Below are 12,245 nucleotides of genomic sequence, written 5' to 3'. Positions count from 1 at the left end.
TTTATTCTGCCTGCGCTGCGGCAATGACTGCACTAGGCTTGGACAGCTCTCCGTTTTCGGTTTTGACGGTGATGCGGTATTCGTATCCTTCGCCGTAATCGATATTGTCGATATATTCAGCGCTAAGTCTGCCGCGAACCTCTTTAATCGTGCTCCATGACTCGCCTCCCTTAGGACGGCGCTCGATTAGATAGGAGCTTACGCGAAGATCCGGATGCGGGCGCCAGATGATCTTAACGCGGCCCGGAAGCCCGTAGATCGCCTGCGCAAACGGCACGGACTCTAGCATCTTAGCGGTGCTTGCGATAGCGACCGGAGAAGGAGCCGAAACGCCCTTGGCGCCGTATGTGCGCACCGTGTATTTATACGAAGTGCCCGGCTGCAGCCTCGTATCTACGTAGTGAGTGGAGTATGGGTCTGCGATGGTGGCGATCTTTTTGGCTTCGCCGCCGCTTGCAGGTGCTCGGTAGACGACAAAGCCCAACACGGCGGTATTTGAGTCGTATCTAGGCCACTCAAGCCCGATCTCATCGTCGCTCGTGATCGTCCTGATCCCCTCTACGCGCGGCAGGCTCTCGTCGCTTGCACTAGGCGCGCTAGACATAGCGCAGCCACCCGCTAATATCGCTAAAGTAGCGCTCAACGTTAGTCGGTAAAATTTTTTCATAAATTTCATCCTTTACCTTTTGATTTGTCGTAAAATTTAGAAATTCGCTCGGCAAGCCCGCGCATATTTTCACCTCTTTGCCGCTTCGCGGATGGATGAAATAGAGCAAATAGGCATGGAGCAAAATCCTGCTAATTTTAGCGTTTTCGCTCTTAAATCCGTATAAATGATCGCCCAAAATGTGCCGATTTATCGAGCTTAAATGCACGCGGATCTGATGCGTGCGACCCGTGAAGAGCTTTGCCGCGACGAGATTAAAGCTCTTTAGGTTTATCGGCGGCAACTTATAGTTTTGAGCGGGATTTTTAAAATTTAAAAATTTATTCTCGGCGAGACGGGCGGTGCGGGTTTGATCCGCGCTCATTTTGGCGGTTAAAATTTTATCTGCGCTATCTACGAGATTGTTTGGAATTTTACCTGCGTTGCCCGCGCGGCTGCTTGGAATTTTATCTGCGCTTTGGATTGAAATTTTATCCGCGCTCTGCATGCAGCTATTTGAGATTTCGTCCGCGTTGTCCGCGCCTGCATAGTCGTTTAAAATTTCATCCATGCCCGCGCTCTTGCCCGCAGCCGTACTCGCGCCCGTACTTAAAATTTCATCGCACTTCTGGGCGGAGTTTTGAAGCTCCGTTAGTTCTGTGCCGCTTAGAATTTCATAAAACGCGCTCTTTGCGTTGCGCCCGCCGGGTACGATCCCCATTTTTAGGCGGTTTGCTGGGTTGCGAGCGATCGGGCGCTCGATCACGCAGGGTTCTTTCAGCGGCAGATCGATGAGCGCGAGGTATATCCGCCCCATGCTCTTATCGCTTAGCTGTGCCGATAGCGCGGCATGCGCGGCGTTGTTTTTAGCGACGAGCAGGGCGCCGCTGGTAAGCTTATCAAGGCGGTGCACGATGCCTGCGCGAAGCTCGCCGCCGAGCGTGGAAAGCAGATAGCCGCGAGACTTGAGCCAGTCCACGAGCGTGGGTTCTTTGACGCTTGCGGCGGGGTGGACGGTAAGGCCCGCGGGCTTATTTACCACGAGCAGATCATCGTCCTCGTATAAAATTTTAACGTCGAAATTCAGCCGCTCCGCGCTCGTTTGCTGCGGCGCAGGCGCGGGGTAGTCGATGTGCACGAGCTCGCCTGCAGATAGTTTGTAGCCGGGCTTAGTTTGCACCGCGCCGTCCACTCTGACCGCTGCGGATTTGATCAGGCTTGATATTTGGTTGCGCGAAATTCCAAGCTGCGAGCTTAAAAAAACGTCGAGCCTTTCGCTGCATTGTGCTATTAGATTATCCAAATTTATACCTTTTTTGGCTATTCTTACGTCAAAATTTTAATTAGGATTAAGCGTTGTTTAAAATTGACAAAAAGATTTTAGCATATTTTGATTTCATTCAACCTTTTTTGATCGTGCCGATAGTGGTTTTTTCATACGTTTTAATAAGCGAGGCAAACGACGTACTCTCATCGAAACAGGTCGTTTATTTCGGCGTAGGATTTGCCGTTTTTACTCTATTTTTTCTCTTTCCGATACGCAAATTTTTATATCTGATTCCGATATTTTATTGGACAAATATCATATTGCTGCTCAGCGTCGATTTTTTCGGCGTTAGCAAGCTAGGAGCTAGGCGCTGGCTGGAGATCCCTTTCGTGCATTTTACGCTGCAGCCCAGCGAGGTGATGAAGCCCGCGTTTATCCTGATGCTGATGTATCTTATACATAAAAATCCGCCGCCGAAAAACGGCTACGGGCTGAAGGATTTTTTGCGCCTTAGCTTTTACATACTTCTACCTTTCGTTTTGATCGCTAAAGAGCCCGATCTGGGCACCGCCGCGATACTTTTTTTGACCGGATTTGCTATTCTTTTCATCATCGGCGTGGATAAAAAAATTTGGCTTACGCTGATCATCGTTTTTGTGGCCAGCTCGCCGATTTTGTACGAAAACATGCACGATTATCAAAAAAAGCGCATCGCCGATTTTATCAGCGAGGAGCCCAATTACCAGGTCAAGCAGGCGATCATCGCTATCGGAAACGGCGGCATCTACGGCAAGGATAAGGATGAAGCGACGCAGACGCACTTTAAATTCTTGCCGATTGCGACGAGCGATTTTATCTTCGCTTATACGATCGAGCGCTTCGGCTTCGTGGGGGCTGCCGCGCTGATCGCGCTGTATGCGCTGCTGATACTGCATCTGCTGAGCCTGAACTACGATTTTAAAAGCGACTATCTGATACGGGTCTTTACGAGCGCGCTTGCCTCGCTCATTTTCATCTACACGGGCGTTAATATCTCGATGGTGGTGGGTTTCGCGCCCGTCGTAGGCGTGCCGCTGCCGTTTTTCAGCTATGGCGGTAGCAGCTTCATCACCTTTATGATCCTCTTTGGAATTTTGCAAAATTTGCTGACGTTTAGGATGAAGGATAACTACAAAACCTACAAGATAAGGATGTAAATTTGGTTCTCGCACGGATAAATTTTGAAATTCTACAAAATCGCGCAGGACTTGTTTTTAAGTCGGCGGTGAAATTTGAAGTAGGCGCTAAATTAAAACTCGCTACAAAATCACGCCGATACCGAGCGTAAAAACCACCGCGAAAAGGGCGTATGTAAAGGCAAATTCCAAAGTTTGCGAATTAAAAAATCCGTAGTACAAAACGCTCGTGAAAAACCCGCCCACGAAGGCTACGGCAAAGATCCCGATCCGCGCCGCGACGGGCTTTGCGCCGCAAAATTTGTATAGGTAAAAAACCCCGCAGAAGCTGATCGCAAACCAGATCATCGCAGGCACCGGCCCGCTTATGCGTGTCATGCCGAAGAGATTGGCTAAATTTAAAAGCAGCAAAAATATCACTGCAAGCGCGATCAGCGCGGATTTGATCATCTATCGCGCCTTGCGCCGGGCGCGGAATTTTCACCATCCTGATTGAAATTTTGCACGGAATTTTCGTCCGCGCTACCTTCGCCCGCGCCGCCGTTTAAAATTTTAAAATTTTCGTCGGAATTTTCATCAGCGCGATGCGTAGAATTTTCATCGGCGCCGCTCGCGAAATTTTCACCGAGATCGCCACTAGAATTTAAAATTTCATCCTCGCTTTGAGAATTTGAAATTTCGCCACCGCTTTTAAAGTTTAAAATTTCATCCGCCGCGGCGCTTTTATTTTGCAGCTCCTGCGCCTCTTTTGCGCCGCCGAAATCCGCGTCTTTTAAATTTGCGCTCTCATCTAAATTTCTAGAGCCTTCGTTCGCAGAATTTTTATAAGCTTTGTTTGAAAATCTTTTGTGCCTTATCTGCAGATAAAAGACGAAGGCGACGAACGCTGCCGCCGTGATCGCGATGTAGTAGCGGTTTTCGAAGAGCAGCACGCCCTCTACCAGTCCCGAAAACAGCGCCAGTAGCGAGGCGGTAAGAAACGGAAAGCGCACGAGCTCCTTTTCGCCGATCGCTAAGGCGATGAGCGCGACGCCGAAAATCGTGGCGTTTAGTAGTGCGCCTAGGATTTTGATTTCGGCGAAAAGATTTGGATTTACGCGCGAAGTAACATAAAGCGCGAGCGCAACGGCTGCGAAAAGCAGGATCAAAAATACGATTTTTTTCATTTCAGACCTTTTAAATTTTATCTTTAAATTTACGATTCAGCCGCACCTTTAATGCACATAGAGCGCAGGCATCGGCACGCTGTAATTGCCGCGTTCGCAGCATTACGCAAATATTATTGCGCGTCCTGCGGACATAGAGCGAAATTTCAGGACGCCACTGCGCCGTTAAGCGTGGCTTGAGCGATACACATACTCATAACTTAAACGCAATCCTAATTGCGCGGATGCGGTTTGAAACACGACTTGCGTTAGTGCGACAAAATCGCTATTTTCGCGCGGCTTAAATGCGATTCTGTCGGTAAATTTTACCGCCAGTCGCACTATGCTGAGCAAGTGGTGTCAAGTCCGTGCTTTAAAATTTTACGCCGAGCCGCGTTAAAATTCCGCGCCTAAGCCGTATACATCCCTAGCTCGTGGCGCCGCAAGACGCTCCGTAAAATTTACCTGCCCGTAGTAAATATTTGGCATGCGAGCGAATTTTGCATGCAAACGCCGCACGTTTTGCTTTAAATTTAGCGCTGTGGGCTTTAAAATTTTAAATTTACCGCCTCCGCGCTCTGTTTATCGCAAGATCTGTGCCGCTCACCAAACTTATATCCGCGGAGCAAATCTCGCGCCGAAATAAAATTTCATCCTGCTCTCAGAAAGCGCAGCGCGTGAAATTTCATCACTTGTTTTTCTGAAAGTACGCGTCTACGCCGTTTGCGATGCCTTGGGCGATGCGGTCCTGATAGGCGCTTTTGCCTAAATTTTTACCCTCCTGCGGGTGCGTGATGTAGCCCATCTCCACGAGCACCGCGGGCATCGTAGCGCCCACCAACACCCAAAATGGCGCCTCGCGCACGCCTCCGTCTCTGCTTGAGAAGCTCTTTTTGACCGAGCTTAGCATATAGCTTTGAATATCGATGGCAAGCTTGTTTGAAGAGATTATCTTCTCGCGGTTTAAAAAATTTAGGAAGGTCTGCTTCGAGAAGGTATTCATATCCTCCAAATCGCCCCTGTTTTCGAGCGCGGCGGCGTTTTTGCTGCGCTCGCTTCTAGCCGGGCTTAAGAAAAAGGTCTCCACGCCGCTCATTTTAAGTGCTGAGCTAGCGTTAGGAGCGGCGTTTGCGTGGATCGAGATAAACATATCGGCGTTTTTTTTAGCGGCGAAAGCGGTGCGCGACCTTAAATTTATAAAAACGTCGGTGCTGCGCGTATAAAGCACCTTATAGCCGCGTTTCTGAAGCAATGCGCCGAGCTTTTTGGATGTGGCTAGCACGACATTTTTTTCCTTCAGCCCGTTTCCGACCGCGCCCGAATCGCTGCCGCCGTGACCCGGATCAATTACGATGAGCTTGCCCTTGGTCGATTTGTAAATTTTACCGACGGCCACGGACGCGGTTTTGGCACCTTGCGCATCATCTATCGTGCTGATTTGCGGCTCGCTATCTTGCTCGCGTCTGCGATTGCGCCCTGATTTTTGATCCTTGTTTTTTTCTGCGCGCGCGGATTTTGCGGCTTTTAAGCCTTCAGCCGTACTTAAAATCATCATATTGCCGCTAATTTCAACGTTTGCGTTAAATTCTTTCGGGTCGCTAAGTACGATGCGCACGGTCTTGTCGTTGTATTGCGAGACGCGTACATCGCTAACAAAGCTATCTTTAAGCCGCGTTTTTTGTGACTTTTGCCGCGCGCTAAAATCAATCACGAAGCGAAAATTATCGCTACTTGCGATCGTAAAATCTTTATAATCGCCGCGCTTTAGATCGCGGTTAAACTCAAGCACGATCTCATCCCCATCGCCGCGCAGCGATGCTAAAGCGAGTTTGGCATCGGAGGAGGATTTTTTTACGCTGCTTTTGCGAAGCTCAGAATCTAATCGCTCGGTCGCAGTACTACCTGCTGAATTCTGCGCTTGCGAGGAGTCGTTGGCTCCTGCGGGATTTTCGCTTGAGTCGCTGCTATGCGCATCGTCTGTTGAATTTTTTGCGTCGTCCGCGCCGCGGGGCCTAGTGGAGCGTAAAAATTCCAAATCCTCACTAGATAGCGAGCTTAGATCGGCTTCTTCTGGCGCGCGCGTATTTTTGAGATTTTTGGAAGTGGAATATTTTGAATTTTTAGAATTTTTGGAGGCGGAGGCTTTGGGGCTATGCGCTAAATTTGAAGCGTTTTTCTCGTCCGAGCTTTTGGAATTTTTTGCGTTTTCATCTTTGAGTTTTTTAGAATGCGTGCTGCTATCGCTTGCTTTGCCCTGTAATTTGGCTAGCGCAGATTCATAAGGCGAGGAATCAAGCCCTAAATTTTTCGAGCTGTAAACCAGCCTCTTTAGCGCTTTGATGCGGACTTCTTTATCGGACGCGCCTTGGTAGAGCGATTTTAGCTCCTTGTGCAGCGAGCGCTTATAATTCGGCGTCGCTACGATGAAATCCTTGTCGAATTTCGCAAAAAACGCCTCGCTGGAAGCTCCAAACGCCAATACGCAGCTAAAAGCCGCGATTAGAAAAATTTTAACTATCTTCGCCATTTACAAGTTTTTCTATCAATTCCTTCACGGATATTATCTCGTTTAATCGCCATCCGTTCGCGCCGGTGAAAAACAGGCCGCTTTGCGTTTTGCCCAGATATGCGTCGCTTAGGCGGTCGGCGATGCAGTATCCTACGGCGTTAGCGCCTTTGCCGCGCTCGCATGGGCTTACGCAGTTGCTGATACAGCGGATCTTAGGCGCCGTGCCTGCGGCGATCATATCTTGCAGATTGGTATGAATTCCTCGCGCGGGATAGCCTACGGGCGATTTTAGAAGCCGGATGTCCTCTTTTTTGGCATTAAGAAGCACCTGCTTAAATTCCTCCGCGGCGTCGCATTCAAAGGTGCCGATGAAGCGCGTACCCATCTGCACGCCGTCCGCGCCCAAAGATTTCACGCGATCGATGTCGGTTTTATCCCAAATTCCGCCTGCGACAAATAGCGGGAAGCTGCCCCATTGCGAGATTTCCGCTTTTACTTGCGGGATTAGATTATCCAGCGCAAACGCCGGATCGCCGCACTGCTCGTAGGTAAAGCCCTGATGTCCGCCGCTAAGAGGACCCTCCAGCACTACGGCGTCGGGAATTCTGTCGTAGCGCTGCTTCCAGCGTTTGGCGATGATCTTAAGAGCCTTGGCGGAGGAGACGATGGGCACGAGCGCGACGTTCGGGAAATCTGCCGTAAATTCCGGCAGATTGGTAGGAAGTCCCGCGCCGCTTATGATGATGTCGATACCCGCCTCGCACGAATCCCTTACGATGCGCTCGTAGTCGTTCGCCGCACACATTACGTTCATCCCCAAAGGCGCATTGCCGCAAATTTTACGGGCGTTTCGCACTATCGCAAAAAGCGCCTCTTTGCTATAAAAATTCTCGCTTTGATATGGTCTGCCATCGAGCGATTTTTTGGCAAATTTAAGATTTTCGTAATAGCCGGTGCCGACCGAGCTAATGACGCCTAGACAGCCGTTTAGGCTGACATTGCCGGCTAGCTTGTCCCAGCTGATACCAAGTCCCATGCCGCCTTGAATTATCGGGTGCGCAATCTCGTGTTTGCCTATCTTTATACTCATTAATCCACCTTTAATTTAGCGAATTTCTTCTTCCCTACTTGAAGCGTGTATTCGCCCGAGCTAAGCTGAAGCTGCTCATCTAAAATTTTATTTTGATCGATACTGACGGCGTTTGATTTTATCAGCCTGCGCGCATCCGAGCTAGAGACGGCAAGCTTGCAGCTGATGAGCGCCTTTACGATCCATGCAGGCGAGCTTACGTGGTACTCCTTGATCTCGCTAGGAAGCTCGCCGGCGCCATGGACGCGGTCAAATTCCTGCTTGGCTTCAAAGGCGGTATTTTCGTCATAAAATTGCGTGACGATCTCGGAGGCAAGCTCCTCCTTAACCGCCTTAGGATGGATCGAGCCATCCGCCACGAAGCCTTTTATTAGCTCAATATCTTCGCTGCTTTTTTGGCTTAGCAGATTATACCAATCCCACATTAACGCATCGCTGATACTCATCACCTTGCCGTACATATCATGAGGCGTATCGGTTACGCCGATGTAGTTACCCAGGCTCTTGCTCATCTTATTCGTGCCGTCGGTACCTACCAAAAGCGGCATCATCACGACGCTTTGTTCTTTGCCGACATCATAAATTCTTTGCAGCTGGCGACCCATTAAAAGATTAAATTTCTGATCGGTACCGCCGAATTCTATATCGCATTTCATGCAAACGCTGTCGTATCCTTGCAGTAGCGGATACATAAACTCGCTGATGCTGATCGGCTGCTCGGCCTTGTAGCGCTTCTCAAAGTCGTCGCGCTCGAGCATCCGGGCAACATTAAAAGTGCTTGATAGCTCAATCATACCGCTAGCACCCAGGCGGTTGGTCCATTCGGAGTTAAACATCACCTTAGTTTTTGCGGGATTTAGAATTTTAAAGACCTGCTGCTCGTAAGTTTTGGCGTTTTGAAGCACAACTTCGCGCGCTAGCTTTTTGCGAGTCTCGCTCTTGCCCGTAGGATCGCCGATTTGAGCGGTAAAATCGCCGATTAGAAACTGCACGATCGCGCCGTGGTTTTGTAAAAACGCAAGCTTATTTAGCACGACGGCGTGACCTAGGTGCAGATCCGCAGCAGTGGGATCCATGCCGATTTTGACGTAAAAGACCTCGCCGCTGTCGTAATAGCGCCTAATCAGTGCTTCAATCTGCTCCTCGCCGATGATTTCCGCGACGCCGCGCTTAAAATTTTCCATAATGCTTTGAATGTCAGCCATTTGCTCTCCCTTATTTAGTTTTTATATACGTCCGTAAGCGATACGAAATCCACGATTTTAAAGCGGTTTTTGAGTTTGTCTTTAATCTCCGTAGAGTCTAAATTTTCGTTTAGCTCGATGATAATCTCAAAATAATCCGACGTCGTTTCGCTATTTTCGTTGAGGCTTATCGACACTAGATCGACCTCGAGCTTGACTAAATAGTTCAAAAACGTCGCCAGCGAGCCGCGCTTGTTTTCTAAATTTAATATGATCTTGTAGCGGTGCGGCGCATTACGCGTCCATTTTACGAAGATCATCTCATCGGTTTTGATTAGCTCGCTTGCACGTTCGCACAGCTTATGATGCACCGTCACGCCGTGTCCGTTGCGAAAGCCGATGATGTCGTCGCCACGCTTTGGGTTGCAGCAGTAATCAAACTCAACCTCGTCGATTTTAAAATTTGAATACACCACGATGTTGTCAAATTTTTGCTTCTCGATCTCATACTTGCTGCGAAATTTCATATTGAAAAATTTCTCTTTGAGCGGGTATTTTTTCAGCGCGTTTACGACGTCTTTTAAAAATACCGAGTCGTAGGCAGCTTTGCCGATCTTTTTGCTTAAATTTTCTTTTTCAAGCCAGCTTAGAATGCTCTCCTTACTCGTCGTAAAGATCGCGCATAAAATTTTAATCGCTACTTCAAAATTTATATCTCTGATCTTTTGCTTGCAAAACGCCTTTATCGTTGCGCGCGCCTTGCCCGTTTTTACAGAGCTTAGCCAGCTGCAGCGGTAGTGTGGCTCGCTTCCGGTAATGATATGAACGATATCTCCGTTTTTTAGCTCCGTTAATAGCGGCACCTTGACGCGGTTTATAAAGGCCTCGGTCGCTTTTAAGCCCACTTGAGAGTGTATCTCGTAGGCGTAATCAAGCGCCGTAGCGCCGCGCGGCAATGTAAAAATTCCGCCCTTTGGCGAATACACGGCGATATCCTCGACGTAGAGGCTGTCTTTAGCGTATTCGTAAAGATCCTCGGCGTTGGCGTCGTCCTCTTCCTGCATGCCGATATCGTTTAGCCAATCGAGCTTCGGATTGATTGAGCCGCTATATTTATACTTCCAGTGCGCGGCGACGCCGAATTCCGCGGTGTTATGCATATCGAAGGTGCGGATCTGCACCTCTACGATCATACTTTCGTTAAAAACGGTCGTGTGGATCGTCTGGTAGCCGTTTTGCTTCGGAAGCGCGATATAATCCTTAAAGCGCGATATGAGCGGATTAAATTTAGTATGGATTATACCTAGAGCCAAGTAGCAATCCATCGGCTTTTGCACGATGATGCGGATAGCCAAAAGATCGAGCACCTCCTCGATCGAAATTCCTTTGCGCTGCATTTTTAAAAAGATCGAGTAGTAGTGCTTCATCCGCTTTTGGATCTCAAAGCTGCCCTCGCTAAAGCCGTTTGAAAGCATATACTCCTTGATCTTTTCGCTAAATTTGCTCAAGCTCATCTGAAGCTGCTGCTTATGCTCCTCGACGTAATCGGCGATCGCTGCGTATTCTTTAGGCATAACGTATTTGAAGCTAAGATCCTCAAGCACGTTTTTGATCGATGAAATTCCAAGCCTGTGCGCGATCGGCGCATAAACCAAAAGTGTCTCTTCGCCGATGCGTTTTTGTTTATCGGGGCGAAGTGCGTCTAGGGTTAGCATATTGTGCAGCCTATCGCAGAGCTTTACGACTAGGACGCGCTGATCGTTAATGGAGATCATCAGCATCCTGCGGAAGGTAAGCGCCGTGGTGCGTAGCTTGGCGTTACTATCGCTGGATGGGGCTAATTTATCCTCTCTGATGTTTACGATTTTAGTAAGCCCTTCTACGATTTTGGCTACTTCGTCGCCGAATCTTTGTCTAACCTGCTCGATGCTGTAATCTGTATCCTCTACTACGTCGTGTAGTAGCGCAGATATCACCATTGCGTCGTCTCCGCCCATAAAAGATACGAAGCAAGCTACCAAAATCGGATGGATCGCATACGGCTCGCCACTTTTGCGAAACTGCCCGTCGTGCTGCGCGATGCATAAATTTATAGCATCCACCAGTAACGGAGTAGGCTCTTTTAGATTATAAAGCAGCTGCTTGGCGCTTTGAATGTCTTTGGTATCGACGACATCGTCGATGAGACTTTCTAAGAAGTTATCATTAATCCTTGTCAACGATTCCATCTAATGCGATCTTACCTTCGGCTAGTTCCAAGATTGCTATATCGGCAAATTTCATCCTGCGAGTATCTACGTTCTCTATCAGCGGAGGTTCGCCAGCAGCTAGCTGCTCGGCGCGTTTGCTTATCATCAAAGATAGCTTATATCGGTCTCCGCCCGTTACTTTTAAAGCCTTGGCTACAATTTGTTCGGTTCTCATCAATTCTCCTTAAATTTAAAATTTCAGTTTTTTACGATCGAGCAGGAGCTTAGATCTCCGCCCTCGACGATTTTGTATAAATTTCCGCTCTTAAACATATTGCACACGATGATCGGAAGCGCATTGTCTTTAGCAAGCGCGATAGCTGTATCGTCCATCACCCTGATGTTGTCGTGCAGGGCTTGATCGTAAGTGACTTTGGAAAGCAATTTGGCGTCTTTAAATTTTTGCGGATCCTTGTCGTAGATCCCCATTACCTTGGTGGCTTTTATGATAGCGTCGGCTCCGATCTCGATTGCGCGGAGAGTGCCCGCAGTATCGGTTGTGAAGAACGGATTTCCGGTGCCTGCAGCAAAGATCACGACGCGCCCTTTTTCGAGGTGCCTTTTGGCGCGGCCGATGATGAAGGTCTCGCAGATCGCTTCCATCTTTATCGCGCTTTGGACGCGTACGTCCATACCTGCGTATTCTAGCGCCTCTCTCATCGCGATTGCGTTGATGACGGTGGCTAGCATGCCCATATGATCGCCGCTGGTGCGTTTGATGATACCGCTAGCTGCGGCGCTTACGCCTCTTATGATGTTGCCGCCGCCGATTACGATGCCCACTTCGATGCCGCCCTCTACGAGCTGCTTGATCTCTTTAGCGATAAATTTTAAAATTTCGCTGTCGATCCCAAAGCCGTTCTCTCCCGCTAGCGCTTCACCCGAAAATTTTACGAGTATGCGATTGTATTTAGCCATAAATTTAGCTCCTAATAAAATTTTAAAATATTACCCAAAAGTCGTTTAAAAATAACTTTTTA

General features: G+C 48.6%; 11 protein-coding genes. 1 reads left to right on the top strand and 10 read right to left on the bottom strand.

The annotated features are described in order from the left end of the window. Window position 1 precedes the first annotated feature (1 nt). Window positions 2-667, bottom strand: coding sequence for a fibronectin type III domain-containing protein (locus Q0140_RS01810; protein WP_297941755.1), 666 nt, complete (start codon window positions 665-667; stop codon window positions 2-4). Further along, window positions 597-1,970, bottom strand: a complete 1,374-nt coding sequence (locus tag Q0140_RS01805; protein WP_366112826.1) for an RluA family pseudouridine synthase — start codon at window positions 1,968-1,970, stop codon at window positions 597-599. Before Q0140_RS01805 ends, Q0140_RS01810 begins: the two co-directional genes overlap by 71 nt. A 32-nt stretch (window positions 1,971-2,002) precedes the next feature. Here Q0140_RS01805 and Q0140_RS01795 point away from each other — a divergent pair, with 32 nt between their 5' ends. Then, window positions 2,003-3,109, top strand: coding sequence for an FtsW/RodA/SpoVE family cell cycle protein (locus tag Q0140_RS01795; protein WP_005872296.1), 1,107 nt, complete (start codon window positions 2,003-2,005; stop codon window positions 3,107-3,109). A 102-nt stretch (window positions 3,110-3,211) separates the two neighbouring features. On the opposite strand, the gene Q0140_RS01790 is transcribed toward Q0140_RS01795, so the two are convergent. The 8 genes from Q0140_RS01790 to pyrH form a co-directional block, all read right to left on the bottom strand. Further along, entirely contained in the window at window positions 3,212-3,538 is a 327-nt protein-coding gene (locus Q0140_RS01790; protein WP_297961077.1) for a hypothetical protein, read from the bottom strand. Next, complete coding sequence (locus Q0140_RS01785) at window positions 3,535-4,254, bottom strand: hypothetical protein (RefSeq protein WP_297961075.1); 720 nt, start codon at window positions 4,252-4,254, stop codon at window positions 3,535-3,537. The genes Q0140_RS01790 and Q0140_RS01785 overlap by 4 nt, the downstream gene beginning before the upstream one ends. 667 nt (window positions 4,255-4,921) lie before the next feature. Continuing rightward, window positions 4,922-6,760, bottom strand: coding sequence for an N-acetylmuramoyl-L-alanine amidase (locus Q0140_RS01780; protein WP_297961072.1), 1,839 nt, complete (start codon window positions 6,758-6,760; stop codon window positions 4,922-4,924). Beyond that, the gene (locus Q0140_RS01775) at window positions 6,744-7,832 is read right to left on the bottom strand and encodes a nitronate monooxygenase (RefSeq protein WP_297961069.1); all 1,089 of its coding nucleotides are present in this window, start codon (window positions 7,830-7,832) and stop codon (window positions 6,744-6,746) included. The genes Q0140_RS01780 and Q0140_RS01775 overlap by 17 nt, the downstream gene beginning before the upstream one ends. After that, window positions 7,832-9,037 carry a tyrosine--tRNA ligase gene (gene tyrS / locus Q0140_RS01770; protein WP_297961066.1) on the bottom strand — a complete coding sequence of 402 codons (1,206 nt, stop codon included), beginning with the start codon at window positions 9,035-9,037 and terminating at the stop codon, window positions 7,832-7,834. The genes Q0140_RS01775 and tyrS overlap by 1 nt, the downstream gene beginning before the upstream one ends. Before the next feature lie 14 nt (window positions 9,038-9,051). After that, window positions 9,052-11,244 (bottom strand): RelA/SpoT family protein, encoded by a 2,193-nt coding sequence (locus tag Q0140_RS01765; protein WP_297961063.1) that lies wholly within the window; start codon window positions 11,242-11,244, stop codon window positions 9,052-9,054. Next, window positions 11,222-11,440: a DNA-directed RNA polymerase subunit omega gene (locus Q0140_RS01760; protein WP_291935955.1), complete on the bottom strand. Its 219-nt coding sequence runs from the start codon at window positions 11,438-11,440 to the stop codon at window positions 11,222-11,224. The genes Q0140_RS01765 and Q0140_RS01760 overlap by 23 nt, the downstream gene beginning before the upstream one ends. Window positions 11,441-11,463: 23 nt before the next feature. Continuing rightward, complete coding sequence (gene pyrH / locus Q0140_RS01755) at window positions 11,464-12,183, bottom strand: UMP kinase (RefSeq protein ID WP_297881798.1); 720 nt, start codon at window positions 12,181-12,183, stop codon at window positions 11,464-11,466. Between the last annotated feature and the right edge of the window lie 62 nt (window positions 12,184-12,245).

This window comes from uncultured Campylobacter sp. (genome assembly GCF_938045405.1).
Taxonomy (GTDB): Bacteria; Campylobacterota; Campylobacteria; order Campylobacterales; family Campylobacteraceae; genus Campylobacter_B.
The sequence above is the reverse complement of the archived record's forward strand: the minus strand, read 5'-3'. Positions and strand labels throughout refer to the sequence as shown.